General features: G+C 62.6%; 31 protein-coding genes. 17 read left to right on the top strand and 14 right to left on the bottom strand.

Annotated features, from left to right (window positions below; all coding sequences use genetic code 11):
* Nucleotides 1–280: TIGR02186 family protein (locus ACINK1_RS02785; RefSeq protein ID WP_395759966.1), on the bottom strand; the 280-nt coding region annotated here is incomplete at its 3' end.
* Entirely contained in the window at nt 277–1,206 is a 930-nt protein-coding gene (locus ACINK1_RS02780; RefSeq protein WP_376802133.1) for a sulfite exporter TauE/SafE family protein, read from the bottom strand. The genes ACINK1_RS02785 and ACINK1_RS02780, both read right to left, overlap by 4 nt.
* Nucleotides 1,207–1,422: 216 nt before the next feature.
* Here ACINK1_RS02780 and ACINK1_RS02775 point away from each other — a divergent pair, with 216 nt between their 5' ends.
* From ACINK1_RS02775 to ACINK1_RS02730, 10 genes are all read left to right on the top strand, one after another.
* A complete protein-coding gene (locus ACINK1_RS02775; protein WP_376802132.1) occupies nt 1,423–1,641 on the top strand; it encodes a hypothetical protein in 219 nt (72 codons plus the stop codon).
* A gap of 4 nt (nt 1,642–1,645) precedes the next feature.
* The gene (murA, locus tag ACINK1_RS02770) at nt 1,646–2,941 is read left to right on the top strand and encodes a UDP-N-acetylglucosamine 1-carboxyvinyltransferase (protein ID WP_376802131.1); all 1,296 of its coding nucleotides are present in this window, start codon (nt 1,646–1,648) and stop codon (nt 2,939–2,941) included.
* A gap of 121 nt (nt 2,942–3,062) precedes the next feature.
* Nucleotides 3,063–3,899, top strand: a complete 837-nt coding sequence (locus tag ACINK1_RS02765) for a chromate resistance protein ChrB domain-containing protein (RefSeq protein WP_376802130.1) — start codon at nt 3,063–3,065, stop codon at nt 3,897–3,899.
* Entirely contained in the window at nt 3,899–5,221 is a 1,323-nt protein-coding gene (gene chrA, locus ACINK1_RS02760; protein ID WP_376802129.1) for a chromate efflux transporter, read from the top strand. The genes ACINK1_RS02765 and chrA overlap by 1 nt, the downstream gene beginning before the upstream one ends.
* A gap of 51 nt (nt 5,222–5,272) precedes the next feature.
* Nucleotides 5,273–5,749, top strand: a complete 477-nt coding sequence (locus ACINK1_RS02755; RefSeq protein ID WP_376802128.1) for a DUF2948 family protein — start codon at nt 5,273–5,275, stop codon at nt 5,747–5,749.
* Nucleotides 5,749–7,056 (top strand): histidinol dehydrogenase, encoded by a 1,308-nt coding sequence (gene hisD / locus ACINK1_RS02750; protein ID WP_376802127.1) that lies wholly within the window; start codon nt 5,749–5,751, stop codon nt 7,054–7,056. The genes ACINK1_RS02755 and hisD overlap by 1 nt, the downstream gene beginning before the upstream one ends.
* A gap of 7 nt (nt 7,057–7,063) precedes the next feature.
* The gene (locus ACINK1_RS02745; RefSeq protein ID WP_376802126.1) at nt 7,064–7,540 is read left to right on the top strand and encodes a UPF0262 family protein; all 477 of its coding nucleotides are present in this window, start codon (nt 7,064–7,066) and stop codon (nt 7,538–7,540) included.
* A gap of 6 nt (nt 7,541–7,546) precedes the next feature.
* Nucleotides 7,547–7,999 (top strand): low molecular weight phosphatase family protein, encoded by a 453-nt coding sequence (locus ACINK1_RS02740; protein ID WP_376802125.1) that lies wholly within the window; start codon nt 7,547–7,549, stop codon nt 7,997–7,999.
* A 78-nt stretch (nt 8,000–8,077) separates the two neighbouring features.
* Nucleotides 8,078–8,704 carry a Maf-like protein gene (locus tag ACINK1_RS02735; RefSeq protein WP_376802124.1) on the top strand — a complete coding sequence of 209 codons (627 nt, stop codon included), beginning with the start codon at nt 8,078–8,080 and terminating at the stop codon, nt 8,702–8,704.
* Between the two features lie 4 nt (nt 8,705–8,708).
* Entirely contained in the window at nt 8,709–8,903 is a 195-nt protein-coding gene (locus tag ACINK1_RS02730) for a DNA gyrase inhibitor YacG (protein WP_376802123.1), read from the top strand.
* Nucleotides 8,904–8,912: 9 nt separating this feature from the next.
* On the opposite strand, the gene ACINK1_RS02725 is transcribed toward ACINK1_RS02730, so the two are convergent.
* Genes ACINK1_RS02725 through ACINK1_RS02715 form a run of 3 tightly spaced genes read right to left on the bottom strand, consistent with a single transcriptional unit; the run spans nt 8,913 to nt 11,438 of the window.
* A complete protein-coding gene (locus tag ACINK1_RS02725; RefSeq protein WP_376802122.1) occupies nt 8,913–9,686 on the bottom strand; it encodes a 3'(2'),5'-bisphosphate nucleotidase CysQ in 774 nt (257 codons plus the stop codon).
* Nucleotides 9,673–11,037, bottom strand: a complete 1,365-nt coding sequence (locus tag ACINK1_RS02720; protein WP_376802121.1) for a TldD/PmbA family protein — start codon at nt 11,035–11,037, stop codon at nt 9,673–9,675. The genes ACINK1_RS02725 and ACINK1_RS02720 overlap by 14 nt, the downstream gene beginning before the upstream one ends.
* A complete protein-coding gene (locus ACINK1_RS02715) occupies nt 11,037–11,438 on the bottom strand; it encodes an MAPEG family protein (RefSeq protein ID WP_376802120.1) in 402 nt (133 codons plus the stop codon). Before ACINK1_RS02715 ends, ACINK1_RS02720 begins: the two co-directional genes overlap by 1 nt.
* Nucleotides 11,439–11,616: 178 nt before the next feature.
* On the opposite strand from ACINK1_RS02715, the gene ACINK1_RS02710 reads away from it, so the two are divergent.
* On the top strand, nt 11,617–12,222 hold the full coding sequence (locus ACINK1_RS02710; RefSeq protein WP_376802119.1) for a DUF6101 family protein: 606 nt from the start codon (nt 11,617–11,619) through the stop codon (nt 12,220–12,222).
* Here the strand turns inward: ACINK1_RS02710 and ubiA are convergent.
* On the bottom strand, nt 12,219–13,151 hold the full coding sequence (gene ubiA / locus ACINK1_RS02705; RefSeq protein ID WP_376802118.1) for a 4-hydroxybenzoate octaprenyltransferase: 933 nt from the start codon (nt 13,149–13,151) through the stop codon (nt 12,219–12,221). The genes ACINK1_RS02710 and ubiA overlap by 4 nt on opposite strands.
* 174 nt (nt 13,152–13,325) lie before the next feature.
* Between ubiA and ACINK1_RS02700 the strand changes: the two genes are divergently transcribed.
* The 4 genes from ACINK1_RS02700 (at nt 13,326) to ACINK1_RS02685 (ending at nt 16,615) form a co-directional block, all read left to right on the top strand.
* Complete coding sequence (locus tag ACINK1_RS02700; RefSeq protein ID WP_376802117.1) at nt 13,326–13,565, top strand: hypothetical protein; 240 nt, start codon at nt 13,326–13,328, stop codon at nt 13,563–13,565.
* Nucleotides 13,566–13,774: 209 nt separating this feature from the next.
* Nucleotides 13,775–14,341, top strand: coding sequence for a MarR family winged helix-turn-helix transcriptional regulator (locus ACINK1_RS02695; RefSeq protein WP_376803091.1), 567 nt, complete (start codon nt 13,775–13,777; stop codon nt 14,339–14,341).
* Nucleotides 14,342–14,400: 59 nt separating this feature from the next.
* Nucleotides 14,401–15,153, top strand: coding sequence for a 16S rRNA (uracil(1498)-N(3))-methyltransferase (locus ACINK1_RS02690; RefSeq protein WP_376802115.1), 753 nt, complete (start codon nt 14,401–14,403; stop codon nt 15,151–15,153).
* A gap of 79 nt (nt 15,154–15,232) precedes the next feature.
* Nucleotides 15,233–16,615: a glutamate--cysteine ligase gene (locus ACINK1_RS02685; RefSeq protein WP_376802114.1), complete on the top strand. Its 1,383-nt coding sequence runs from the start codon at nt 15,233–15,235 to the stop codon at nt 16,613–16,615.
* 9 nt (nt 16,616–16,624) lie between these two features.
* Here ACINK1_RS02685 and ACINK1_RS02680 read toward each other — a convergent pair whose 3' ends face one another.
* Together ACINK1_RS02680 and ACINK1_RS02675 are read right to left on the bottom strand one after the other, a co-directional pair.
* A complete protein-coding gene (locus ACINK1_RS02680) occupies nt 16,625–16,996 on the bottom strand; it encodes a cupin domain-containing protein (protein WP_376802113.1) in 372 nt (123 codons plus the stop codon).
* A gap of 4 nt (nt 16,997–17,000) precedes the next feature.
* Nucleotides 17,001–17,888 carry a LysR substrate-binding domain-containing protein gene (locus ACINK1_RS02675; RefSeq protein ID WP_376802112.1) on the bottom strand — a complete coding sequence of 296 codons (888 nt, stop codon included), beginning with the start codon at nt 17,886–17,888 and terminating at the stop codon, nt 17,001–17,003.
* Nucleotides 17,889–18,047: 159 nt separating this feature from the next.
* Between ACINK1_RS02675 and ACINK1_RS02670 the strand changes: the two genes are divergently transcribed.
* On the top strand, nt 18,048–18,380 hold the full coding sequence (locus ACINK1_RS02670) for a DUF1127 domain-containing protein (protein ID WP_376802111.1): 333 nt from the start codon (nt 18,048–18,050) through the stop codon (nt 18,378–18,380).
* Here ACINK1_RS02670 and ACINK1_RS02665 read toward each other — a convergent pair.
* From ACINK1_RS02665 to ACINK1_RS02655, 3 genes are all read right to left on the bottom strand, one after another.
* The gene (locus tag ACINK1_RS02665; RefSeq protein ID WP_376803092.1) at nt 18,346–19,734 is read right to left on the bottom strand and encodes an MATE family efflux transporter; all 1,389 of its coding nucleotides are present in this window, start codon (nt 19,732–19,734) and stop codon (nt 18,346–18,348) included. The genes ACINK1_RS02670 and ACINK1_RS02665 overlap by 35 nt on opposite strands.
* 8 nt (nt 19,735–19,742) lie before the next feature.
* Nucleotides 19,743–21,602 (bottom strand): monovalent cation:proton antiporter-2 (CPA2) family protein, encoded by a 1,860-nt coding sequence (locus tag ACINK1_RS02660; RefSeq protein WP_376802109.1) that lies wholly within the window; start codon nt 21,600–21,602, stop codon nt 19,743–19,745.
* 127 nt (nt 21,603–21,729) lie between these two features.
* Nucleotides 21,730–21,948, bottom strand: coding sequence for a hypothetical protein (locus tag ACINK1_RS02655; RefSeq protein ID WP_376802108.1), 219 nt, complete (start codon nt 21,946–21,948; stop codon nt 21,730–21,732).
* 211 nt (nt 21,949–22,159) lie between these two features.
* On the opposite strand from ACINK1_RS02655, the gene ACINK1_RS02650 reads away from it, so the two are divergent.
* A complete protein-coding gene (locus ACINK1_RS02650; protein WP_376802107.1) occupies nt 22,160–22,951 on the top strand; it encodes a DUF2189 domain-containing protein in 792 nt (263 codons plus the stop codon).
* 12 nt (nt 22,952–22,963) lie between these two features.
* On the opposite strand, the gene tldD is transcribed toward ACINK1_RS02650, so the two are convergent.
* The 3 genes from tldD to ACINK1_RS02635 all read right to left on the bottom strand — a co-directional run.
* Nucleotides 22,964–24,388, bottom strand: a complete 1,425-nt coding sequence (gene tldD, locus ACINK1_RS02645; protein ID WP_376802106.1) for a metalloprotease TldD — start codon at nt 24,386–24,388, stop codon at nt 22,964–22,966.
* Complete coding sequence (locus ACINK1_RS02640) at nt 24,381–25,373, bottom strand: hypothetical protein (RefSeq protein ID WP_376802105.1); 993 nt, start codon at nt 25,371–25,373, stop codon at nt 24,381–24,383. Before ACINK1_RS02640 ends, tldD begins: the two co-directional genes overlap by 8 nt.
* Nucleotides 25,370–25,563: invasion associated locus B family protein (locus tag ACINK1_RS02635; RefSeq protein ID WP_395759965.1), on the bottom strand; the 194-nt coding region annotated here is incomplete at its 5' end. The genes ACINK1_RS02640 and ACINK1_RS02635, both read right to left, overlap by 4 nt.

Raw genomic sequence — 25,563 nt, 5'->3', positions numbered from 1 at the left:
GGCCGGCCCAACGCACTTTTCTGCGCGTCACCTGCGTGCGTTCCGGGCCGCGGATCAGCGCCACCGCATCATAGGCACCGCTGCGCGAGATGCTCTGGCCATCGCGCTCAACCACGGTGATCGCCACTACCTGGGTTCCTGAAAAACTCGACGTGATGCCGATGCGCTCCGCCGCGAGGACGACGACAAGCTTCTCGGCACGGGCGGGCAAGGCGAGGCCAGCAAGGGACAGGTTGGCAAGCAGCACGCCCAGCAGCAGCATCCGCCCGGGCACGCTCATGACCAGACATCCGGGATAGAAATCGAATAGAGGCGCTCGGGAATAGCAACGAACTCGTAGAAGAAGCGGCCGGCTACCGCCAGGATGAGGAGAGCAAGCAGCGCTCGCAATTCCTCGCCCTTCATCTGCTGGCCAACGGAGGCACCATATTGCGCGCCGACCACGCCGCCGATCATCAGCAGAAGGGAGAGGACGATGTCGACGGTCAGATTGGTGGTTGCATGCAGCAGGGACGCCGCCGACATGGTGATCACGGTGTAGAACAGGGACACGCCAATGGCGACTGTGGTTGGCACGCGGAAGAGGTAGATCAGGGCTGGAACGGTGAGAAAACCGCCGCCCACCCCGAGCACCGAGCCAATCATGCCGATCGCCGCGCCCAGGGCGATGATCGGCAGGACGCTCATATAGAGCTTGGATTTGTGGAAACGCATCTTGAAGGGCAGGCCATGTGCCCAGCCATGGTCGCCTCCCTTGCGCAAGGCTGGAGGGGGGGCGCCGGACAGCTTGGCGCGCATCGTCCCGACCGCTTCCTTCAGCATGAGGATACCGATGCCACCGAGCAGGATGAGGTAGGCAATGCCAATGGCAAAATCGAGCTGCCCAACGCGGCGCAGCAGGGAAAACAGCCAGACGCCCAGCAAGGAGCCGGCAACGCCTCCCGACACCAGAACAGCGCCCAGGCGATAATCGATCAGCGAGCGACGGGCATAGGCAAGGGCGCCGGAAAAGGCGGTTGCGGCGATCTGGCTGGCTTCGGACGCCACGACAACAGCCGGCGAAATCCCGGAGAAGATGAGCAAAGGGGTCAACAGAAATCCCCCTCCGACCCCGAAGAGGCCGGAGATAAACCCAACCGCCGTACCGATGCCGAGGATGAGAAACAAATTCACCGTCAGTTCGGCAATGGGCAGATAGACCGTCAAGCCGCCACCTATTTATCGCCCGCGTACAGCCTGGATGCATAGACCGAGTTGAGCGTCCGCAACACCCAAATTCCCATATGATCAGACTTTTCTTTTCATTTATGGTGGCAAAACTGAACGTCGGATGATCAGGCAGCAGGGCCGGCATGGCGGGTGCTTGTTGCCGGGCGTACAAATTCGCTTAACGAGCGGGGGCAAGTTGTCTACAAGCCGCCTATGGCAAGCGACGGTGACAATGCGGAGGAGCTGACGCGCGGCGAGGTCGCACAACGTCGTCGCGCCGAACGCCAGGCGGCGGCGTTACGCGCCAATCTTTTCCGCCGCAAGGCGCAGTCGCGCGCGCGCCGCGAATCCGACACAAGCGTCACGCAAGGCACTGATGCGGCCAACGCACCAGAGACAACGGCGCCCGTATCACAAGCTAACGAAGGATAACGCCATGGAAAGCATCAGGATCACCGGCGGCGAGCGCCTGAACGGGCGTATCGCCATTTCCGGGGCCAAGAATGCCGCGTTGCCGCTGATGATTGCAAGCCTGCTGACAGCTGAGGAGCTGGTGCTCGACAACGTGCCGCGGCTGGCGGATGTGGCGCTGCTGAAGCGCATTCTGGGCAATCATGGCGTCGACGTCACGGTCAGCGGCAAACGCTCGGGTCAGGCTGATTTCAGCGGCGAGACGGTGCGGCTGGCCGCGCCCGTCATTGTTGATACGACCGCCCCTTACGATCTGGTGTCGCGAATGCGCGCGAGCTTCTGGGTGATTGGTCCGCTTCTTGCCCGCATGGGCGCGGCGCGGGTATCGCTGCCAGGCGGCTGCGCCATTGGCACGCGTCCGGTCGATTTCTTCCTCGACGGTCTCAAGGCGCTGGGGGCGGATATTGATCTTGACAGCGGCTACGTGGTTGCCGAAGCGCCGAAGGGACTGAGGGGCGGCACGATCCATCTGCCGCGTGTCTCGGTCGGCGCCACCCATGTGCTGATGATGGCGGCCAGTCTGGCGCACGGCGATACGGTGATCAACAATGCGGCGGCGGAGCCGGAAGTGGTCGATCTCGCCCGATGCCTGACTGCCATGGGCGCGCGCATCGAAGGCGCCGGCACGCCGCAGATCCGCATCAAGGGTGTCACCTCGCTTGGTGCTGCCCGCCATCCGGTTCTGCCGGACCGCATCGAGACAGGCACGTATGCGATGGCGGTGGCGATGACTGGGGGCGATGTGTTGCTTGAAGGCGCACGGGCTGACACGCTCCAGGAGCCGATCGCGGTGCTGCGCCAAACCGGCGTCGAGATGATCGAAAGCAATGAGGGGATCCGGGTCATGCGCAACGGCCATGGCATCGCGGCGGCCGATATCACGACTGAGCCGTTCCCCGGTTTCCCGACCGATTTGCAGGCGCAGTTTATGGCGCTCATGACCCGGGCGAAGGGCGTTTCACGCATCCGCGAGACCATCTTCGAAAATCGCTTCATGCATGTGCAGGAGCTGGCGCGGCTGGGTGCGCGTATCACCCTTGACGGCGACGTGGCGCATGTCACCGGAACCGAGCGGCTGAAGGGTGCGCCGGTGATGGCAACCGATCTGCGTGCGTCCGTGTCGCTCGTCATTGCCGGCCTTGCGGCTGAAGGTACAACAACGGTCAACCGGATCTATCATCTTGATCGCGGCTTTGAGCGCATCGAGGACAAGCTTGGACGTTGCGGGGCGCAGATCGAGCGGCTGGCGAGCAGTTCATAGTCGGCTTGCCAACTGGCTGGTTGGCCGCTATTGCAGCAGACGTCGGGGCGATGCGGTCTCCCGGCCTTTCAAGAGCCCCCGGCTCCAAGCACCGCTGGTCCCATCATGGGAGGCCAGCGCCATGCTTGGCAATGACACGTTCAACTCCGACTCCCTTTCGGCGTCTGCCCTGTCGAATATCCTCGGCAGCGACAAGGCGCCACTCATCCTTGATGTCCGACGCGAGAGCGCATTCAATGCTTCCCGCTGGGTGCTTCCGGCGGCACGGCGCGCATTGCACAGCGATCCTGCGGCAGCGCTCACCGGCGATGTTTCCAGAGGTATCGTCTGTTACTGCGTCCACGGGCACCATGTCAGCCAGATGGCGGCGAGCCTGTTGCGCAGCCAGGGCTATCAGGCGGCCTGGCTCGAAGGCGGCATCGATGCCTGGGAGTCGGCCGGCGGTGTCCTGATTGCGCGCGCACCCGACGCTGAAGCACGATACGGCGCCGGCACTTTATGGGTGACGCGCCGTCGCCCCAAGATCGACCGCGTCGCCTGCCCATGGTTCATCCGCCGCTTCGTCGATCCAAATGCCCGGTTCCTCTTTGTTGAAGGCGCTTATGTTCTGGCGATCGCCGAGGACATGCACGCCATCGCCTTCGATGTCGAAGGGGCTGCGGTGACCCATGACGGTCCACGCTGCTCGTTTGATACGCTTCTTGATCGCTACGATGTCGCAGACGCCGCGTTGCGGCGACTTGCCGAGATCGTGCGTGGAGCTGACACAGCCAATCTTGATCTTGCGCGCGAGGCTGGTGGACTTTTGTCAATCTCGCTTGGCCTGTCGGCACTCGAAGGAGATGATCGCGTCATGCTGGAGCGCGGCTTTCACCTCTATGACGGGCTTTACGCTTATCTACGCTTTGCCGCTGAAGAACCGCATAACTGGCCACCGAAGGCGGGAGGGCGCGTATAATGGATGCGTTTTCGGCAAACAGCACGACAGCAGAACCGAGCTTTCGCGATCTTGTCGCCACCTTCACGAAAATCGGTTTCATCTCCTTTGGCGGAGCTGCCGGCCAGATCGCCATGATGCACAAGATCATCGTCGAGGAAAAAAAATGGCTCGATGAGGAGCGCTACATCCACGCCCTCAATTACTGCACGCTGCTGCCGGGCCCGGAAGCCCAGCAGCTTGCGACCTATATCGGCTGGCTGATGCACGGGGTGCGCGGCGGGCTTGCCGCCGGCATTCTCTTTGTCGTGCCGGGCGCGGTGATGATGCTCGCCCTGTCGTTCCTCTATGCGCTGGGGAGCGGCCTTGATGTCATCGACGGTCTCTTCTTCGGCATCAAGGCCGCCGTGCTGGCCATTGTCGTCCATGCCCTCCTCAAAATTGCCCGGCGCGGCCTCAAGAGCTGGCCTTATTATGTGCTGGCCGGTGCGGCGCTCGGTGCCATCCTGCTGCTTGATCTGCCGTTTCCGCTCATCATCGCGAGCGCTGCTGTCATCGGCGCGCTGATTGCGGCGCGGACAGCGCCCGTATCACCCGCCATGGCGGTTGATCCTGCCCCGCCCGGACGGGCGCGGCGCGCCTTTCAGGCGGCGCTCGTCTGTCTGATCGCGTGGTGGGCGCCGGTTGCTCTTGCCGCGCTTCTGCTCGGCAGCCACCATGTATTGGTCGATATCGGCCTCTTTTTTTCGAAACTCGCGGTTGTCACCTTTGGTGGCGCCTATGCGGTGCTTGCCTATCTGGCGCAGGCGGGTGTCGACAAAGGGTGGGTAGACGCCCGCGAAATGATCGATGGGCTGGGCCTGGCGGAGACAACGCCGGGGCCAACCATCCTCGTCAACCAGTTCGTTGCGTTTCTGGGCGTCTGGCGCGCCTCAGCGCCCTTGCCGCCACTTGCCGGAGCAGCGCTTGGCGCATTGATGGCCAGCTGGGTGACGTTTGCACCATCCTTCCTGTGGATATTCGCCGGCGCGCCCTTCGTCGAGGATGTGCGCCGCAACCGACATCTGGCCGGCGCCCTGTCAGGGATCACGGCTGCGGTCGTCGGCGTCATCGCCTTCATCACACTATGGTTCTCTCTCAACGTGCTGTTTCGTGAGGTTGGCGAGGGACACGCCGGCGTGGTGCGCTATTTCTGGGTGCACCTGGCGAGCCTTGACGTAGCTGCCGCTGCTCTGGCGCTGCTGGCTGTCATCCTCCTGTTCGTTCTTCATCGCGGCATCATGACCACCGTTGGCATTGTCGCGGTGCTTGGCATGATCCTGCGCCTGTTGCATCTTGGCTGAGATGCCGATTGCGCCATCGCCCTAACGTCACTAGATCACAAGGACAATCTTATGCGCGCCAACCCAGGCGCCGGCGACAAGGCGGAGATGGCCATGGATGGTCTCAAACTGGCGGCGTTTGACGCTGAAGATCTGGCGATCATTTCAGCCCATCTGCAGGGCGCGACCCTCACCGTTGGCGATCTGGCCTTTCTGCCGCTGGACAAACGCTTTGCGCTGGTCGCTTCGCGTGTGCCGAGCGCCTGGGCGATGAACGAGGCGCCAGCGCGTGGTGAACCCTGCCAGCAGCGCCGCATGACAGGCATTCATTTCGAGCGCGTGCTGAAGGTGGCAACGCGCGGTATTGACCGCTCGCGGCCCCAGGACAGGCTTGACATTGTGGCGATCGCGTTCACCGCGTCGGATCGCCCGGCCGGACAGGTCACCATCCTGCTTACGGGAGATCGCGATGTGCGTCTCGATGTGGAATGCCTTGAGGCTGCGTGCAGCGATATGGGAAAAGCCGCGCCTGCCGGAGCAGATGCCTGATGCCGGTGAGGTTGAACGCCGCGACAGCTGATTTTGCAGCCAGCTTCGCCACCTTCCTTGAAGGGCGGCGCGAGGACAAGGCATCCGTGGATGCGGTGGTTGCCGAGATCATCGCCGCCGTCAGGCATAAGGGCGATGCGGCTGTGCTTGCCTACAGCGCCCGTTTCGACGGCGCGAGCGCAAGCACAATGGCGCAGCTGCGCGTCCCTGCGGCAACGCTGGCGGCATCAGCTGCTGGCGTGCCGGCGGCGACATTTGCTGCCCTCGAACTCGCCGCCCGCCGTATTCGCGCCTATCACGAGCAGCAGAAGCCGCTCGACCACGAGTTCACGGACGCGCTGGGCGTCGAGCTTGGCTGGCGCTGGCGCCCGGTTGATGCGGCCGGGCTCTATGTCCCGGGCGGGACCGCCGCCTATCCCTCCTCGGTGTTGATGAACGCCATTCCCGCAAAAGTAGCCGGCGTCGAGCGTCTGGTGATGACGGTACCAGCGCCCGGCGGCAGGGTAGCGCCGCTGGTGCTGGCAGCCGCCCACCTGGCGGGGATCGATGAGGTGTGGACGATCGGCGGGGCGCAGGCGATCGCCGCTTTGGCCTACGGGACGGCGTCGCTGGCACCGGTTGCCAAGATCGTCGGCCCGGGCAATGCCTATGTGGCGAGCGCTAAAAAACAGGTCTTCGGTGATGTCGGTATCGACATGATGGCCGGGCCTTCGGAAGTGCTGGTGATTGCTGATGCCAGCGCCAACCCCGCCTGGATTGCCGCTGATCTTCTGGCGCAGGCCGAGCATGACGAGCGCGCGCAAGCCATCCTCATCACCGACCACCCGCCGCTGGCTGCGGCAGTGGAAGCAGCCGTTGATGCCCAGCTCGCCGATCTGCCGCGCCAGGCCATCGCTGCTCCGTCCTGGCGTGATTTCGGCGCCATCATCGTCGTTGCCGAGATCGCCGATGCCATCCCGCTCGCCAACCTGATCGCGGCTGAACACCTCGAACTGATCGGCGCCACTGCCGAGCGGCTCAGCCCCGGGCTTCGGCATGCGGGTGCTATTTTCTTTGGCGCCATGACGCCTGAGGCCGTTGGCGATTATATCGGCGGCTCCAATCATGTACTGCCCACCAGCCGCAGCGCCCGCTTCTCCTCCGGGCTTGGCGTTCTTGATTTCATGAAACGCACCTCGCTGCTACGCTGCCCGCCATCGGCGCTAGCGAGCCTTGGACCGGCAGCGGTCGCGCTTGCCGAGGCCGAGGGACTTGAGGCGCATGCGCGCTCGCTTCGCCTGCGCCTTGCCGCCTTGTCGGGAGAATGAGTTTGCCATGAGTGCAGATGAGCGGCGACGTCTGATCGACATCATTCTCGATGAGGCCACCATCGGGCGCGGTCTTCCCGGTATCGAGCATGAGCGCGCGGTGGCGATCTATGACATCAAGGAGGGTAATTATTTTGCGCCGGAAGGCCATGAGGGCGGACCTTATGTGCTCACCCTGCTGATCCAGGATAACCGCCTCGTCTTCGATATCAGTGACGGCGAGGCGAAGGTGATGACACATCTCCTGTCGCTCACCCCGTTCCGGCGCATCGTCAAGGATTATTACACGATCTGCGACAGTTATTATTCTGCCATTCGTACCGCTTCGCCCCAGCAGATCGAGACCATCGATATGGCACGGCGCGGCGTCCACAATGAAGGGGCCGAGGTGCTGGTTGATCGACTGAAAGGCAAGATCACCGTCGACAATGACACCGCCAGGCGGCTGTTTACCCTCATCAGCGTTTTGTACTGGAAAGGCTGAGCGGCGATGGCGGCGCGTCCGGGGGCGGTGCTGTTCATGTGCAGCATGAACACCGTTCGCTCCCCGATGGCGGCCTCCTTGTTGCGCTATGTCGCGGGCAAATCGCTTTACGTCGCTTCAGCCGGGGTGCGCAAGGGCGAGGCCGACGGGTTTACGATTGCCGCCATGGACGAACTTGGCCTTGATATCGCCAAGCACCGGGCGCAGACGGTGGAAGAGCTGGAAGATTTTGAAGGGTTTAATTTCGATCTTCTGGTCTCGCTTTCACCGGAGGCCCATCACAAGGCGCTGGAATTCACCCGCACCATGGCGGTCGACGTCGAGTATTGGCCAACCTTTGATCCCTCCACCCAGCAAGGCAGCCGCGAGCAGATCCTCGACGCCTACCGGACAGTGCGCGACCAGCTGCTTGCCCGCATCCGCAAGCGATTTGCCCCCGTGCCCGCCGCTGGCGATTGACGAGCGACGCAAAGCCCGGCGACAGACGCCATGGCGCAAGCCGTTTTCTTCCGTGCCGACATCGGCTAGACGAAACCCATGACCGAACGCCCCAAGCTCATTCTTGCATCCGCCTCTCCCCGCCGCCTGTCGCTTCTGGCGCAGATCGGCATCGAGCCGCAGGCGCTGCGCCCTGCCGACATCGACGAGACACCCCGCAAGGGCGAATGGCCGCGCTCGCTTGCCGCGCGCCTGTCGAAAGAAAAGGCGCTCGCCACCTATGAGCGGGTGAAGGATGATAATGATCTTCATCCAGCGCTCGTACTGGCCGCCGACACGGTGGTGGCGCTGGGGCGGCGGGTGTTGCCAAAAGCGGAGAATATCGAGCAGGCAACTGCCTGCCTGCGTCTCCTTTCGGGGCGCTCGCACCGCGTATGGACCAGCGTGACACTGATCACGCCCAAGGGGTCGGTGCGCCAGCGTCTGGTTGAGACCAGGCTGCGCTTCAAGCGGCTGTCGCGCGACGAGGTCGAGGCCTATCTTGCGTCCGGTGAATGGCGCGGCAAGGCTGGCGGCTATGCCATTCAGGGCATCGCCGATTGCTTCGTCGTCAAACTGTCGGGCTCTTACTCCAACGTCGTCGGCCTGCCCCTGCACGAGACCGCCAATATGCTGAGCGGCGAGCATTACCCCACACGTCTTGGCTGGCTTGATGCCCGGAGCTGACGGCATGACCGCGCCAGCCGGCAAGCCCTGCCCCATCTGCAGCAAGCTTGCGGTAATGCGCTATCACCCCTTCTGTTCAAAGCGCTGCGCCGATATCGATCTGGGCCGCTGGCTCAAAGGCGCCTATGTCATGCCGGGCGACGATGAGGCTGGTCTTGCTGACGAGAATGACGCGACGGATGACGGCATCGAGGCCTAGGACCAGCGCTCACGAGCGGCTGGTCAGGAGCACATCGTGGAGGGCCGGGCCTGCCGCAAGAAGCGCGGGATGGCTGGGGTCGGGCCGGTTATAAAGCGGGTGATGGCCGGAGAAATCGCTGAGCCGCCCGCCGGCTTCGGTGACGATAAGGTCGGCAGCCGCAATATCCCAGTCCTTGGCGCCGGGTCCGGCAAAGGCTGCATCAATATGCTGGTTGGCAACACTCGCAAGTCTCAACGCCAGCGAGGCAATACGCGGCACCGCCTCGGCGAAGGCCGGCAGAGTGACGCCAACATGAGCTTTGGGGCTGGCAACACGCGCCTTTGCCGCGTCTCCAAGTGTGCTGACCGCCAGTCGCGCGCTGCCGATGAACGTGCCCCTGCCGCGGCTCGCTTCAAACACGATGTTGCGGACCGGCGCCACGAGACAGGCGGCGACCGGACGCCCCTCCCGCACGACCGCCAGCGACACCGTCCAGTCTTCCTGGCCGGCAAGAAAGGCGCGCGTACCGTCGATGGGATCAACGACAAACAATGTATCAGCGCTCAGACGTTCGGCAGAATCGACCGCCTCCTCCGACAACCAGCCATAAGCTGGCCGGGCTGCCCGCAGGCCATCGTGCAGCAGGCGGTCAATGGCAATGTCCGCCTCGCTCACCGGCGAATTGCCGCTCTTGGTCCATGATTTCGGCGCCTGACCGAAAAAGGTCAGCGCAAGCGCCGCCGCCTCGCGGGCAAACGAGGTCAGAAGCGCCAGATCAGCATCATCGTCAGAGGCCGCCAAGCGTCATGTCTCCGACGTAGCAGGAGGGCGCGTTGGTGGAGAATTTCATCTCCAGATCATTGGCCGGCTCAAGGGCGGCAAACATCGTCGATAAATGGCCGGCGATGGTGATTTCCGCAACCGGCGCGACGATCTCGCCATTTTCAAACCAGAAGCCCCAGCAGCCGCGCGAATAGTCACCCGTCACCAGATTGACGCCCGAGCCGATGAGCTGCGTCACCAGCAGGCCTTTGCCCAGATCGCGCATCATCTCGCGCGGGCTGCGTTGCCCGTTGTGCAGCGTGATATTGCTGGGTGAGGGCGAGGGGGCCGAGCCGCTGCCGCGGCTGGCATGGCCGGTTGTCTGCAGGTTGAGTTCGCGCGCTGTGGCGCTATCGAGAAGATAGCTTTGCAGGATTCCGTCATCAATGAGCTTGAGGCGCCGGCTCTGCACCCCCTCATCATCGAAGGGGCGGGAGCGCAGACCCTTGCGGCGCAGAGGATCATCCTCGATCACGACGCCGTCGGCAAAGAGCTTGGCGCCGATCTTTCCCAGCAGGAACGAGGTTTTTCGAGCTATTGATGCGCCATTCACCGCCGCCGCCAGATGGCCCGCGAGCGATGAGGAGACACGACGATCGAAGATGACGGGGATGCGCTGTGTTGGCAATTTGCGCGCGTTGAGGCCGGCTGCGGCGCGCTCACCCGCCAGACGGCCGATGCTGGCGGGAGCCTCCAGGTCGGCGCGGGCAATTTTGACACTCATATCACCATCGCGATGCATGGCCGTGCCCTCGCCGGCGATTGCCGTCACCGAGCGGGAAAAACTCGATCGCTGATAAACGCCGCTGAAGCCGGCGCTGGTTGCCAGCACCGCACCATATGAGCCATGCGAGGCATGCGCCCCGCCGGATGCCGTGACGCCCTTGATAGCGAGCGCAGCCGCCTCCGCTTCAAGCGCCTCGGCCTCAAGCTGCACCGCGTCGACGATTGAGGGGTCATAGAGATCAAGGTCGGTGGTCTCGCCACCTGCAAGATCGGCCGGGTCGGCAAGCCCGGCGAAGGCATCATCGGGCGCCAGCCGCGCCATCGCCACCGCCCGCTCGGCAAGTGCCGCAAAACCGCCTGGCGCACAATCGCTCGACGAGACAATGGCCGAGCGCCGCCCCACGAACACCCGCAGGCCAAGCTGGTCGCCTTCCGAGCTCTGATTGTCTTCAAGCCGGCCATTGCGCACACTCACCGACAACGAGCGCCCGCGCGCGACGATGGTGTCAGCCATGTCGGCACCCGCCCGCTGCGCTGCCAGAACGAGCGCCGATGCCCGCTCCGCCAGCCCGCTGAGCGTCGTATCCTCATCGCCCCTTGCCATCAAAGAAAGGCCAGCACGAGAAGGCCGAGGGCGCCGATGATCAGGCAATTCAGTGTCAGGACCATGCCGGACACCCGCCCGAGGCTGCCACCGGCTGATTGCGACAGGCCAAAGGCGTGCAATACGCGCCCGGCAAGGCTGATGAAACCGAACAGATGGACCGACCATACCGGGGCTGCGAGCAGGCCCATCAGGATGAGGAGGGCCAAATTCGGCGCCGCCTGTTCAGCCGCGTTCCCGTGGACGCGGATCAAGCGCATCATCAGCTTGTCGCCGCCATCACCAATCCCGATCAGCTGGCTGCGCCGGCGGCGGATGACGAGACCTGTGAGCACGACGAGCAGCAAAATATGGAGCGCGGCATAAAAGGCAGCAGCCTTGAGTGGCATTTGCAATGGCATGGAGATTCCCCTGTTGATCCCTTGTCCTTCAAAGCCTCAGCGCGTGCAAGGCTTCGTTCACTACGTTGCTGATCGCCGGTCCGATCACTTTGGGTTAACCGCGCTGATTAAGCGCTTGGCGCCGTTTACCTGCTACACAGGGTGCATAAGGGGCAAAGCCCCACAGGGAAGCGTGAAGATGAGACATTTATACGCGATCGAGGGCGGCGCGTGCCGCAGCCATGCGTCTGTGCAGGGCGCCGCCCCTCTATCTCCGCCCGAACGAGCCTGGCAAGAGCCTGTGCCCGATATCCGCCTGCGTGACATTGCCGCTTCGCGCGGCCGCGCCTCGCTGTGGCCGGCGCGGCGCGCCATCGTTGTGCGCCATCGCAGTTCCACAGGTTTGACGATTTCTCTCACCGTTCCATTCCGCCATTACCAGGGCGTCAGCGTCGAGTTGACGTTTTCCGAGCAGGGCCAGGTCAGCAGCGCGCGGATTGTCCTTGCTCATGCTGACAAGGGGCTGGAAGTTGAGGTATTCAAGGCAAGCGATGATTGCGACGTCATTGCCGAGTGGCGCCGCTGGGGCCGCGAGCTGGGCCTGCCTCTGTTGATGCGGACCAGCGCGGGCGACGAGGTCGCGACGTCATCGTTTGGCGCTCTCGCCATCTCCCGCACCCTTGCCCGCCGCCGCTCGCGGGCGAGCTGGCAGCGCCGGCCTCTTGCCGCCCGCCGTCGTATCGTCAGCCCGGCAAGCGAACCGATCATGCTCAGCGCCGATAGCGAAATCATTTCCTACGACTAAAGGCTCGCGCGCAGCCAGCCATCAGCGGCAAGGGCTAAAAAAAACACCAGCCCTGCCGCCCGATTGGCACGAAAGGCGGCCAGCGCCGAACGTTCGTTTGATGGATCAAGCGTCATCACCTGGCGGGCCAGCATGAACGCAAAGATGATGGCGCCAAGATAGCCGATGGGGCCCGCCGTCACGCGCAGCAGAGCCAGGACCGCAAACAGGATCGCTGCGGCATAAAAAAAGCTGATCGCTGTCATCACCTGGGTGCCGAAATAGCGCGCCGTCGAGCGCACCCCAACGATTGCGTCATCATCGATATCCTGCAGGGCGTAGATGGTGTCATAGCCAAGCGTCCAGGCAATGCCGGCGCTGTAAAGGAGGAGGGGGGCAACGCCAAGATCGCCATGGACCGCCGCCCAGCCCACCAGCACGCCCCAGTTGAAGGCGAGCCCGAGCACCAATTGGGGAAAATCGCTGATCCGTTTTATGAACGGATATGCCGCGATGACCAGGATCGACGACAGGCCAATGAGGATGGCTGGCAGGTTGAACTGCAACAGGACCAGCAGCCCTGCCGCCAGCAGGCATGCCATGAAGAGCAAGGCGGCGCGCACCGTTACAGCTCCTGAGGGCAGGGGGCGCCCGGCTGTCCGGGCGACCCTGGCATCGATATCGCGGTCGGTAATGTCGTTCCACACGCAGCCAGCGCCGCGCATCACGAAAGCGCCGATGGCAAAGAGCGCAAGATGTGCGACATCAAGGCGTGGCGCGCCGTCAGGAAGGGTGGCCAGGGCCGCGCCCCACCAGCAGGGCAGGAGCAGCAGCCAGGTGCCGATCGGACGATCAGCCCGCATCAATCGCAGATAGGGGCGCCAGCCCGGAGGAGCCCTGGTGTCGACCCAATTGCCTGGCGGTGCATCCGGCAGAGAGGGCGAGGGCATGTTGGCGATCCCGGGCAGGGGGCGAAGTTGCGTTGCAGGTCGTGACGCGCGATCGTGCGACCGCCGCAGCAAAAGGGCCAATCATAAAAACCGGGAAAACCGGCGGGGCAGAACCGTTCACGGCACAGATATCAAAGTTTTATCGCATGATGGCATGACGCATGTTTCAAAGCGTTGTCATTATTGCTCTTCCCCGAAACTCGTTTTGATATTGGAAACGCCGGCCTCTCGTCCCTTCCGGGCCAATTTAGCCAGGGCATCGCCCAAATTGAGGATGATAAAGCGTTGAAATTCCACTATGCGACAAAAAGACGCATGCGGCATCAGCGCCTGCTGGTTGCACATGCGCCCCAAAACAGCATCGGCGTTCTTGCTTGCAATCAGTGCCGCAAACGCCTGACAGCAGCGCGTTGAAAATCAGAAACAACAAAATAACTATTTGATTACATTAAATAAATATCATCGCATGAGCGCTCGATTTAATGGTATCGACACATGACGAAGTATTATAATGTATAAACGTCAGGGTTGCATAAACAAGATTAAAGGTGAAGTAGGACGGGTAATTGACTTCGTACTTCACGTAGATTTGTTTGAGACTACTCGTTTGTGAAGGTGGGTCCATGTGCAGCGGTATCAATCATAGACGTCGTTCGAATTTGCTGGGCGCCCTTGCGCTGGCCGGCAATGACGCGCTGCGGGGGGCTTGCGAATCGACCGTCAATTTCGGCGGGGAGACGGCCGCCGCCCTTGTCATCCTTGGCTATGAGCCGGGCCTCGCCTCGCTGGGTCTCAGCCGTATTCTCGGGCTGAGTCAGGTGATCGGTCTGTCTCATGCCGGGACGGTGCGTCTCGTCGACAAGCTGGTCGCCCAGGGGTTGGTGGAACGCGAGCGCGATTCAGACGATCAACGCGCGGTTTGCCTCACTCTAAGCCCGGCGGGGCGGGCGGCGCGCGCCGAAATTCTGCAGGCCCGCCGGCAGGTTTTCGACGCGCTTTTGTCCTCGCTGTCGGAAACCGAGCAGCAAACGCTCGAGGGCCTGCTCGACAAGATGCTCTCGCGCTGGACGCAGAGCGTCGAACCGGCTGTGCGTATCTGCCGTCTCTGCGATACCGAGGGTTGTGAAAATTGTCCGGTTGAACGCAGCGACCATCCGCGCAACGCTGCTGCGCCTAACGCTGCCCACTGAGATCGCCTCACTCTGAATGCCATCTTGCGCAGCGCCGCGGTTAGGCGCTAGCCAGAGCGATGTCTCATGGGGATGACACCTCGGTTCGCCTTTACGTCGATGCCGTGCCGGCAATCGGCCAGGCGCTGACCTTGACGCCGGCGCAGAATAATTATGTGCGCCATGTCCTGCGCTTCCGTGACGGCGATACGCTCCTTGTCTTTGACGGGCGCAATGGCGAATGGCGCGCGCGCTTTTGCCTGCGGGGAAAGCGCGATAGCGGGCTCGACATTCTTGAATTCGTCCGGCCGCAACCTCCCGCCGGTGACCTGTGGTATCTGTTTGCGCCGCTCAAACATGCCCGCCTCGACTATATGGTGCAAAAGGCGACCGAAATGGGGGTCAATTGCTTGCAGCCGGTGGTCACTGCCCATACGCAAACGAGCCGCGTCAATCTTGAGCGCATGACAGCCAATGTCATCGAGGCCTGCGAGCAATGCGGCGTACTGAACGTGCCTGAGGTGCGCGGGGTGACGACGCTGGAGGAGCTGCTGGCGCATTGGCCGGCGTCCCGGCGCCTGCTTGTGGGCGATGAAGGTGCCACATTGGCAAATCCCCATCGCCAGCTGTCCTTGCTCCCGCCATCGCCACTGGCGCTTTTGATTGGTCCGGAAGGGGGGTTCAGCGCTGGTGAGCGCTCAAACCTGCGTGCGCACCCGGCCGTCACGCCATTGTCCCTGGGGCCGCGCATTCTGCGTGCTGATACTGCGGCGGTCGCCGCGCTCGCCATCGTGCAGTCGGCTCTCGGCGACTGGCAAGACACGCAGATGTGATCGGCATCAAAACAGCTTGCGCCTTGGCAAACGGCTTGTATGGTTCCCCCGCTTTTGAAACCGTTGAAGGGCGATATGAATGGCGCGCGATAGCACAGATGCAACGCCCATCGAGAGCCGCGATGAACTCGTCGCCTGGTTCGAGAAGGGATCAAAGCCCCGCGAGCGCTGGCGCATCGGTACCGAGCACGAAAAATTCGCTTTCACCATCGCCGGCCACCGGCCGGTTCCCTATGAGGGGGCGCACGGCATCGAGGCGCTCCTGACTGGCATGGAGGGGCTGCTCGGATGGGAGCCGATCAATGATGGCAGGCACATCATCGGTCTTGCCGATCCGGTCGGCGGCGGCGCGATTTCGCTGGAGCCGGGCGGGCAGTTCGAGCTTTCGGGTGCGCCATTGTCCAATATTCATGAAACCTGCCGCGAGGTGCACGCTCATCTCGCCCAGGTCAATGAAGTCGGCCACCGGCTGGGCATCGCCTTTCTCGGCGTCGGCATGTCACCCAGCTGGACGCGCGCTGAAACGCCGATGATGCCCAAGAGCCGCTACAAGATCATGGCGAACTATATGCCCAAAGTGGGCAAGCTTGGCATCGACATGATGTTTCGCACCTCGACCGTGCAGGTGAACACCGATTTCAGTTCCGAAGCTGAAATGGTGAAAATGATGCGGGTGTCGATTGCCTTGCAGCCGATTGCCACGGCCCTTTTTGCCGCCTCCCCCTTCACCGAAGGCAGGCCGAACGGCTTTTTGTCGTTCCGCTCGCAGATCTGGCGCGATACCGACAATGCGCGCGCCGGCATGGTGCCGTTTGTGTTCGAGCCCGGCATGAGTTTCGAGCGCTATGTCGACTGGGCGCTTGATGTGCCGATGTATTTTGTGAAGCGTGGCGACACCTATCACGACGTTGCCGGCGCCTCCTTTCGCGATTTGCTGGCCGGTCGCCTGCCGCAATTGCCGGGCGAGCGCGCCACACAATCCGACTGGACCAATCATCTCTCGACGGTCTTTCCCGAAGTGCGTCTCAAGCGTTATATCGAGCAGCGCGGGGCCGATGGCGGGCCGTGGAGCCGGTTATGCGCACTTTCGGCCTTCTGGGTCGGCATCCTCTATCATCCAGCCGCCCTGGATGCGGCCTGGGATATGGTCCGCGACTGGACGCAGGAGGAGCGGCAAGCGCTGCGCGATGCGGTTCCCCGTCAGGCGCTCGGCACCAGATTCCGTGAAACAACGGTGCGCGAACTGGCACGGCAGGCGGTTGCCATCTCGCAGTCAGGCCTCGCTTCCCGCGCTGTCCGCGATATGAGCTGCTATGGGCGCGATGGCACCGAGGAGGTCTATCTCGATCCCTTGCACCGGGCCATCGACAGCGGCAAGACGCTCGCCGAGGAAATGCTCGACAAATTCCATGGCGCCTGGGGCGGGCGCATCGATCCGATCTTCACCGAATATGCCTATTGAGAGTGCGGGTCAGCCGCGCAGATAGGCGTCCGTGCCGGCAAGCCAGTCGGCACGCGGCGGGGTGAAGATATCAAATGAGACGGTATCTTCGAGAATATCCGCCCGATGCGGCAGGAAAGCCGGAATTGTGACGATTTCTCCGGCGCGCAGGACGATCTCCTGCTCATCCTTGTCGCCAAACCAGAAATGCATGGCGCCTGAAATGACCTGCGTCATCTGCTCGTTTTCATGACTATGACGCGGCACGACATCACCCTTGGCAAAGCACACCTCGGCCAGCATCAGTTTCTGCCCGACGATCAGCTTGCGCCGCATGCCGCCGCGCAGGTGCTCGCTTTTGATGTCGCTGAGGCGGTGATGGCGGGCTGGCAACATTTTCATCCCTCTACTCCGCTGCGACCGAGAGCGGCAGGCCGCCGCCGATATTATCAAGCGCGCTGACGATGTAGCGCTCCAGCGCCTCGGCGAGCGGATTAATCGCGCCCGCAGCCCGCACCAGCGCGATTTCGACAGGCGGCAGTTCAGGAAATCCGTCGCCCGCCGTCAACACCCGCATGCCCGGTTGAAGGGCCGATTCAGGCAGAACGCTCACCGCAAATCCTTCCAGGATCGCCTGTCCGACAATCGGCGCGTTCCAGCTGGTGAATACGAGGCGATGGCGGCGCGCGATGCTGTCAAGCGCCAGGATCGCGGTTGCCCGCCAGCTGCAATCAGGCCGCCCCAGCGCCAGGGGTACGGTCGGCTCCTCATGCACCGAATGGCGGTCAGAGGTGACCCACAGCAGCCGCTCGCGGCGGAAAATACGGGCGCGCTGCGTCTGCCCGACATAGGTGATGATCGCCAGATCGACATCATCCTGCTGCAGGCGCTTGAGAAGTTCCGATGTCGGTTCACACATTACCGTGACTTCGACGCTGGGATGAGCGCGCGCGAAGCGCGACAGTAATTGCGGGAAATTGGCCATATAATCGTCTGGCGTGCCCAGGCGGACATGGCCGCTGAGGCCGGGCGCGCGAAAGCTCGCCACCGCCTCGTCGTTCAGCCGCAACAGCCGTCGGGCGAATTCCACGAGCCGCATGCCGTCTGCTGTCAGACGCGACTGCCGGCCCTCGCGCTCAAACAGAGGCCGGCCAAGCTGATCTTCCAGCCGCTTCATCTGCATCGACACCGCTGATTGCGCCTTGTGCACCTCATCAGCCGCCCGCGTGAAGCTGCCGCTTTCGGCAATCGCCACCAGAGTGCGCATATGATCAGGATCAAGAAGGATGGGCATGACAGAGCCTCGCAAAGGTCTATTCATCAGTTTTAGTGGTGATTATGATGATATCAATTAATTAGACGGATCAATGAAACTGCGCCATAAAACAATTGTCAAGTGGGGACGTCCCCGATTGAGGTTAAATCACCGCTTTAAGCACTAAGGACGAAGGTCATGTCTTACATTTCCGCAAAAATCAGCATCATCACCGACGTTACCAGGCTGACTGGCGGGTTTGAAAAAGCGCTTGCCGGCTTGCGCAACCGATCAGCCGCACTGATCCAGGCGCTCCGCCACCGCGCCCAGATCAATCATCTGGCTGAGCTCGACGATCGCGCCCTGGCCGATATCGGATTGACGCGCGGCGATGTCATCGCTTCGCTCGAACAACCGATGGCAGACGATCCCAGCCTCGAATTGGTGGCGCGCCGCGCCGGCCGCCGGCAGGCCCGCAGCGAGTTGCGCCGCGAGGTCAGCGCGCTGTTGAGCGATCCAACCGAGCGATAACCCAATAGGCTGTGGCGACGGCGGCAATGCCAAAAACAATGCCGCCGACGCCCTGGCCAAGCATGACGCCCTTGGCGCCTGCCATGTGCCCGCCGATCATCACGAACGGGATGGTTCCCAGCGTCGCGCGCCCCCAGTTGAAGGCGGTCGCAAGCAGGGCCGAGCCAAGGGTGTTGAAGGCGGCGTTGGCAACAAAAAGACCGCCCATGAACAGGAACGTCCCCGAGACGATCTCACAGTAAAAGCGGATCAGCTGCCCAGCTTCATCAGACGCGGCGAAATAGCCGATGATTGCATTTTCACTGGCAATCAAAACCGCCCATACGGCCAGTACATAGGCAAACGTCAGAAACAGGCTGTTGGTGATCACCGCCCTCACCCGGTCGATATGGCGGGCCCCAAGATTTTGTCCGATGATGGGCCCGATTGCTGCTGACAAGGCAAAAATACCGGCAAAGGCCAGCGGCGACAGGCGCCCGATCACCGTCCACGCCGCCACCGCCGGCTCGCCATGGGCCGACAGGGCGGAGGTGACATAGCCATTGGCAATCGGCGTGGCAATATTGGTGAGGATGGCGGGCAGCGCGATTGCACTCAGCGCCAGCGCGTCGGCGGGCAAATCGCTGCGCCGCGGTTTTGCCACCAGATGATGGACATGAACGGCGCCGTAAGCGCCGATGGCGGCAAAGGCGATCCGTGCCAGCACGGTGGCGATAGCCGCACCGTCAATGCCGAGCCCCAGGCCGAAAATGAGGATGGGGTCAAGGATCGCCGCCGCGATCCCGCCGCCAAGTGTCACCCACATGGCGCGCCGCGCATCGCCAACCGCGCGCAGGATGCTCGATAACGCCATGCCGATGCCCAGAAACGGCGTGGAGGGAAGCGTCATCAGCAAAAAGCGCTCGGCGATGATGCGGGTGGCCCCTTCGGCACCAAGCCATGTCACCAGAACCGGCAGGGCAAGGGCGATGGCGGCGCTGACCGCCGTCATGAAGATGGTAACGAGGATCAGGCCGGAGGCCGACAGACGGCGGGCCCGCTCCCTGTCGCGCCCGCCAAGCGCGCGCGATACCAGAGCCGCGATGCCAATCGAGAGGCCGATGCCAATCGAGGTGAGGAAGAAGAAGAGGGCACTTGCATAGCCCACCGCAGCCGTCAGCTCCTGGCGGCCGAGAAGGGAAATATAAAACAGGTTGAGGAAGTCAACGACGAAGATCGCCATCAGGCCGACCGCGCCGGTGGCAGACATGACCACGACATGGCGCAGCGTCGATCCTGTCGTGAATTTTCCCGCAGGAACGCCGGGAGGAGCAGGCCGGGGCGGATTCGCTGACCCCGTGGGCGGCGTCGTCACGACATCGCTCACAGACCCGCCCCGCCATCAACCAGCGTTGGATCGCTGGCTGCGGGTTTGGTGATGCCGGTCGCCGGGCGCTTGACCGAGGCTGGCTTCTTGACCGGCGTCAAGGGTTCCGGACGCACGCCCGGTCCGATATAGAGCGTGTCCGCGCCGGCCAGTATGCCCCCGGCGCGCTGCTCGGTGAGGCGCGACTGATCGCGCTGGCGCATATCGGCTTCAACCTCGCGCGCCCGCTCGGTCTCCAGGCCCAGATGCTCCAGCGCCGAGCGGCCAAAGACGATTGCGCTCTCGTAAAGCTCCCGCAGCTCGAAATCGACCCCTTTTTCGATCAGTTCGATGGTATGGCGACGGTCATAGGAACGGGCAAAGATATGAGCCAGAGGAAAGGCGCCCTTGCAGATATCGACGATGCGGGTCGTCGTTTCCTGACCGTCAGTGCAGATGCAGATGAGGCGTGCCCGCTCGGCGCCCGCCGCCCGCAGCACGTCATAGCGCGACCCATCGCCATAATAGACGCGATGGCCGAATTTTCCGGCGCTTTCGATCATCTCGATATCATTGTCGATGATCGTGACATCAATGCCTTCAGCCAGCAGCAACTGGCAGGCAACCTGACCAAAGCGGCCAAAGCCGATCAGGAGGACTGACCCGCGCGCTTCGCTGAAATCGCTTTCCGGTTCAGGCTTGGCTGGTCCGATGCTGATGATGCGGGCGGCCAGACGGTAGACAAACGGGGCAAGCGCCATCGACAGGACGACCACGGCGGCGAGAATTGAGGCCAGATCGGCCGGCATCACCTGTGCCGAGACGGCGGCGGCAAAGAGCACGAAGCCGAATTCCCCGGCCTGCGACATCAACAGGCTCGCCCGCACGCTTTGCGGGTGATCATAGCCGAAAAGCCGCATCAGCCCGTACATGACGCCGGCTTTGAGCAAAATGAGCAGCACAATGCCAATCAGCAATCGCCACCAGGCGCCCACCAGAACCTGGGGGTCGATTGTCATGCCGATCGACATGAAAAAAAGGCCCATCAGCAACCCGCGGAACGGCTCGATGTCGGCTTCCAGCTGATGGCGGAAGCGTGATTCAGCCAGAAACACGCCGGCCAGAAACGCGCCCGTTGCCATCGACAGGCCGGCAAGGGTCATCACCGCCGACGCCCCGATGACGACCATCAAGGCTGCTGCCGTCATGATCTCGCGGGTATTGGCCCGGGCGAGAACCGCAAAAAGCGGATTGAGCACATAGCGTCCGCTGAGGATGACCAGAAGCACCGCGCCGATGATTTTCGCAGCACCGATCCACCATGCTTCGCTGCTCGGTGCGGCGTTTGGGGACAGGAAGGCGACAAGTGCCAGCAGCGGTACGATTGTCAGATCCTGAAAGATCGACACCGCCAGCGCCCGCTGCCCGTGCGGCTGCTGCACCTCGGCACGCTCATTGAGGATCTGCATGAGGATGGCCGTTGACGTCAGCGCCAGACCGAAGCCGGCGATGATGGATGCTTCAAGCGGCCGCCCAAAGCCGATCGGGACCAGCGTCAGCACCAGCCCGGTCAGCACGACCTGAAGGGCGCCGAGCCCGAAGATGTCACGGCGCATCGACCACATGCGCGAGGGTTTCATCTCCAGACCGATAAGGAACATGAACATGACGATGCCCAGTTCCGAGACATGCAGAACCGTCTGCGCCTCGCCGATCAGCCGCAACCCCTGCGGCCCGACCAGAATGCCAGCCGCCAGATATCCCATCACCGAGCCAAGCTTCAGCCGCTTGGCAAGCGGCACGGCGACCACCGCCGCCACCAGGAAAATCAGCGACAGCGTCAGATAATCGGTACTTGCGGCGATCTCGTGCTGCATGGGGCTGGCTTGCTCGCAAACGGCATGACACAGGGCGGGACAAATGACATCCCTCTTGCCGCATAGGCGCATTTAACGTGCCCGTCGAGCCGCCATTGCCTCCAGACGGCTATTTACTTGCCGAAATTCATTGTTGCGAGCAGGTAACCGGGCTGCGTGATTGCCAGCGTTTCTCGATCATCCGCCCGGCGATCATTTCAACGTCGCATGAGCGCCAGCCAAGGCTTTCCACCGCAAAATCAAGAGCCCGCTGATAGCCGCAGCCGCGCGCCAGCGCGATGTCGAGCACGAGGACCGCGCATTGCAATTCATCCTCGGCGATAAACGGCAGCAGGGTGGCGGCCATCCGGTTGATCCCGTGGTAGAAACACGAACGCCCTATTCTCGACCATGTATGGTAAATAAACTGTGACCTGCCGCTCGGCGCGTGGTGGAGGCGGATCGTCTGCAGCGCTGCCTGGCACAGTTGCGCACCTGGTGAATTGACCGCCGCGGTGAAGTGCCGCGTCGACAAGCGAAGGATATGAGGTTGGACGGAGAGTAAACGGAGACCGAGGATGAGTGAGACACATGTGGCCTCAAGGCCGCCGATGATGACCGGCGATTACACGATCCGATCGATCACCTTCGATGATATCAGGATCGCTCTCAGCCGGGGGTTTGACGATTTCAAAGCCTTTCCATCCCACGGCATCTTTCTCTGCCTTGTCTACCCCGTTGCCGGCATCATCCTGTGCCGCCTGGCCTTCGGCTATGATGTCCTGCCGCTTCTGTTTCCGCTGGCTGCGGGCTTTGCCCTGATCGGTCCCTTTGCCGCCATCGGGCTTTATGAGTTGAGCCGCCGCCGCGAAAAGGGCGAAGCGGTCAGCGCTGCCGATGCGCTGTCGGTGTTGCGCGGTCCGGGCGCCGGCGCCCTCCTGGCACTCGGGGCGGCGCTGACCGGCCTCTTTATCGCCTGGATTGTCGTTGCCAACCTGATCTACCAGAACACTTACGGCACGCAGATACCCGGTTCGATGATGGGGTTCATCGTCGATGTGCTGACCACCTCGCGTGGCTGGCACCTCATCATCATGGGCAATCTGGCGGGTCTCGCCTTCAGCATTTTGGCGCTGGCCATCAGCATCGTTTCCTTCCCGATGATTGTGGATCGCCATGTGAGCGCGCCCGAGGCCGTCATCGCCTCGCTCACGGCGGTGGCGCGCAATCCGGTCAATCTCGGCCTGTGGGGCCTCATCATCGCCGTCGGGCTGATGATCGGCTCCCTGCCTTTTCTTGCCGGATTAGCGCTGGTTCTGCCGGTTTTCGGCCATGCGACGTGGCATCTCTACCGACGCATCATCGTCTGACTTCGGCCACCATCATCCCGTTCCGCCAACGGTCACGCCTTCCATCTTCAAGGTCGGCTGGCCGACGCCGACCGGTACGCCCTGGCCGGCCTTGCCACATGTGCCGATGCCGCGGTCAAGCGCCAGATCATGGCCGACCATGGTGATGCGCTTGAGATCGTTTGGCCCGTCACCGATCAGCATGGCGCCCTTGAGCGGCGCACCGATGCGCCCGTTCTCGATGCGATAGGCTTCGGTGCACTGGAAGACGTATTTGCCGGAGGTGATATCAACCTGGCCGCCGCCGAAGCTGACCGCATAAACGCCGTTCCTGACACTGGCGATGATCTCATCGGGTTCATGGGCGCCGGCCAGCATGAAGGTGTTGGTCATGCGCGGCATCGGCAGATGGGCATGGCTTTCGCGCCTGCCATTGCCAGTCGACACCGTCCCCATCAGCCGGGCGTTCTGGCGGTCCTGCATGTAGCCGACAAGAATGCCGTCATCGATCAGAACGGTGCGCCGCGTCGGTGTTCCCTCATCATCAATCGTGAGCGAGCCGCGCCGCCCGGCGATGGTCCCGTCATCGACAACCGTCACGCCTCTGGCGGCGACACGCTCGCCCATCAGGCCGGAAAAGGCCGATGTCTTTTTGCGGTTGAAATCGCCTTCAAGCCCATGCCCGACCGCTTCGTGCAGCATCACGCCCGGCCATCCCGGCCCGAGCACGACGTCGAATTCCCCGGCAGGTGCTGGAACCGAGCGCAGATTGACGAGGGCCTGGCGGAGTGCCTCGCCGACTGCGTCCTGCCACGCGGTCTGGCTGATGAATTCGCCGTAGCCACACCGCCCGCCCATGCCAAAACTGCCGCTCTCGCGCCGCCCGCCTTCCTCCACCACCACCGCGACGTTGAGGCGGGTGAGGGGACGGATATCGTGCTGGCGCCAGCCATCGGCCCGCAGGATTTCGATATGCTGCCAGCTCGCACCCAGCGAGACGCTGACCTGAATGACCCGGCTGTCCTGCTGGCGCGCATAAGCATCGATTTGCTGCAACAGCGCCACCTTCTCGCCAAAGGCCGGCTTGTCGATGGGATTTTCCGTTCCGTAAAGCGCCTCATTGCGGCGCGTCGGCGCCGGCGCCATGGCACCGCTGCGCCCGCGCGTCACATTCGAAACGGCAACGACCGCGCGCCCAAGTGCTGCATGCGATATCTCGGTCGAATGGGCGTAACCGGCAATCTCGCCGCTCACCGCCCGCAAGCCAAAGCCCTGGCTGCTGTCGAAATTGGCGGTTTTCAGCCGGCCATTGTCAAAGCCGAGCATCTCACTGAGCTGACGTTCGATAAAGAGTTCACCATCATCGGCGCCAACAAAGGCTGGTGCAATCAATCGTCTGGCCTCTTCTGCATCAAGGCCATGTGCGGCGAGCAGGGAAACAGGTGCGGCATCATCCACGGGCATGTGTCCTTGCGGTTGCAGAAAGCGGTGCGGCATCGGCCACGCTGTGCGCCATATCGCCGAGGATACGCTGGCGATAGGACAGGGCTGCATCTGATCCTGCCGGCCATAGCTGGTCAAACTGCGCCAGAAAGGCGGCGTGATCATAAGCGAGCGCCACGGCATCGATATGGAGGTTGCCGTGGCAAACCCCGTACAACGTATCGAACGGCGCCGGACGGATCGACAGCCGGGTGACGAGACCATACCGCGAACCGCCAAAATTAGGCAGGCCGGCGCCGCCATTATTGGCAATCGTCATGGCGCCCCCGAAGCCGGAAAAATGACGCATCACAGCTGTGCATGTATGCGTGCTGGCGAAAATGGAAATCCCGGTTTCCTCCTGGATGGTCCGGCGGTCCTGATCCATCGCCGGATCGTCCAGCGGTCCGCGGTCAAAACTCCAGCCGGCAAGAGAATGAGCATCGCCATGAACGATACCAACCCGCGTGCCGCCGATATCGGCGATGGCGGTCGCCGGACGGGACGCCAGACGGGCCCGCAATGCCGGCTGGTCAGCAAGCATGACCGCAAGGCTTGCAAGAATGCGGTTGGAGCGATCAACGATGCCCTGATCGACATTCGTTGGATAGGCACACCCGCAGCCGGCGCCGATATCGCGATCACGGCTGATCTCGGTTTCGACATTGCCGCGCAGAAGCAGATAGGGCGCCAGCCTTTGTTCGATCGTGGAGAAAAGTGCCAGGTCGCGGTCAAACCAGTGGCAATCGCCGTTGAAGACAAGCTTTGCGCCGGGCTCCCGGGTGGCAAGCGCTTCCACCGCATCGAGTGCGAAGATATTGCCATAAAGCCCGCCCACGACGTAAACCGTCGACGCCTTGATATCAGCCGCGCGCCGGAAGCTGGTGAGCGGCGTCAGATAGTCCAGCGGGCAGGCACGCCCGGCCGCGAATTCTGGCGCGTGGGGTTCGGCAATCGTCATTTGAGGGCATCATAGCCGGTTGCAAAACCCTCAAGCGAAACCGGGACGCCGACCCCTTCCTCTGGCGTTTGGAAAATAATGAAAGTGGCTGCTTTTCCCGCTTTCAGCTTGCCCAACAATTCGTCAGTCAACCGGGCTTCGGCCACGCAGCCATTGGGCAGACAGCGCACGAAATCAGTAGCGCCAACAT

This window comes from Raskinella chloraquaticus (SeqCode) (assembly GCF_021731865.1).
GTDB lineage: Bacteria > Pseudomonadota > Alphaproteobacteria > Rhizobiales > UBA4765 > Raskinella > Raskinella chloraquaticus.
The sequence above is the reverse complement of the archived record's forward strand: the minus strand, read 5'-3'. Positions and strand labels throughout refer to the sequence as shown.

Excerpts from the sequence above, each read along its gene's own strand:
- ACINK1_RS02680 (WP_376802113.1), bottom strand. The coding sequence starts at position 16,996 with ATGAAAATGTTGCCAGCCCGCCATCACCGCCTCAGCGACATCAAAAGC.
- ACINK1_RS02660 (WP_376802109.1), bottom strand. The coding sequence starts at position 21,602 with ATGCAGCACGAGATCGCCGCAAGTACCGATTATCTGACGCTGTCGCTG.
- ACINK1_RS02775 (WP_376802132.1), top strand. The coding sequence starts at position 1,423 with ATGGCAAGCGACGGTGACAATGCGGAGGAGCTGACGCGCGGCGAGGTC.
- ACINK1_RS02695 (WP_376803091.1), top strand. The coding sequence starts at position 13,775 with ATGTGCAGCGGTATCAATCATAGACGTCGTTCGAATTTGCTGGGCGCC.
- ACINK1_RS02755 (WP_376802128.1), top strand. The coding sequence starts at position 5,273 with ATGCGCGCCAACCCAGGCGCCGGCGACAAGGCGGAGATGGCCATGGAT.
- hisD (WP_376802127.1), top strand. The coding sequence starts at position 5,749 with ATGCCGGTGAGGTTGAACGCCGCGACAGCTGATTTTGCAGCCAGCTTC.
- ACINK1_RS02650 (WP_376802107.1), top strand. The coding sequence starts at position 22,160 with ATGAGTGAGACACATGTGGCCTCAAGGCCGCCGATGATGACCGGCGAT.
- ACINK1_RS02690 (WP_376802115.1), top strand. The coding sequence starts at position 14,401 with ATGTCTCATGGGGATGACACCTCGGTTCGCCTTTACGTCGATGCCGTG.
- ACINK1_RS02765 (WP_376802130.1), top strand. The coding sequence starts at position 3,063 with ATGCTTGGCAATGACACGTTCAACTCCGACTCCCTTTCGGCGTCTGCC.
- ACINK1_RS02740 (WP_376802125.1), top strand. The coding sequence starts at position 7,547 with ATGGCGGCGCGTCCGGGGGCGGTGCTGTTCATGTGCAGCATGAACACC.
- ubiA (WP_376802118.1), bottom strand. The coding sequence starts at position 13,151 with ATGCCCTCGCCCTCTCTGCCGGATGCACCGCCAGGCAATTGGGTCGAC.
- ACINK1_RS02685 (WP_376802114.1), top strand. The coding sequence starts at position 15,233 with ATGGCGCGCGATAGCACAGATGCAACGCCCATCGAGAGCCGCGATGAA.
- murA (WP_376802131.1), top strand. The coding sequence starts at position 1,646 with ATGGAAAGCATCAGGATCACCGGCGGCGAGCGCCTGAACGGGCGTATC.
- ACINK1_RS02720 (WP_376802121.1), bottom strand. The coding sequence starts at position 11,037 with ATGGCAAGGGGCGATGAGGATACGACGCTCAGCGGGCTGGCGGAGCGG.
- ACINK1_RS02655 (WP_376802108.1), bottom strand. The coding sequence starts at position 21,948 with ATGGCCGCCACCCTGCTGCCGTTTATCGCCGAGGATGAATTGCAATGC.
- ACINK1_RS02745 (WP_376802126.1), top strand. The coding sequence starts at position 7,064 with ATGAGTGCAGATGAGCGGCGACGTCTGATCGACATCATTCTCGATGAG.
- ACINK1_RS02710 (WP_376802119.1), top strand. The coding sequence starts at position 11,617 with ATGAGACATTTATACGCGATCGAGGGCGGCGCGTGCCGCAGCCATGCG.
- ACINK1_RS02735 (WP_376802124.1), top strand. The coding sequence starts at position 8,078 with ATGACCGAACGCCCCAAGCTCATTCTTGCATCCGCCTCTCCCCGCCGC.
- ACINK1_RS02675 (WP_376802112.1), bottom strand. The coding sequence starts at position 17,888 with ATGCCCATCCTTCTTGATCCTGATCATATGCGCACTCTGGTGGCGATT.
- ACINK1_RS02640 (WP_376802105.1), bottom strand. The coding sequence starts at position 25,373 with ATGACGATTGCCGAACCCCACGCGCCAGAATTCGCGGCCGGGCGTGCC.
- chrA (WP_376802129.1), top strand. The coding sequence starts at position 3,899 with ATGGATGCGTTTTCGGCAAACAGCACGACAGCAGAACCGAGCTTTCGC.
- ACINK1_RS02670 (WP_376802111.1), top strand. The coding sequence starts at position 18,048 with ATGTCTTACATTTCCGCAAAAATCAGCATCATCACCGACGTTACCAGG.
- ACINK1_RS02730 (WP_376802123.1), top strand. The coding sequence starts at position 8,709 with ATGACCGCGCCAGCCGGCAAGCCCTGCCCCATCTGCAGCAAGCTTGCG.
- ACINK1_RS02715 (WP_376802120.1), bottom strand. The coding sequence starts at position 11,438 with ATGCCATTGCAAATGCCACTCAAGGCTGCTGCCTTTTATGCCGCGCTC.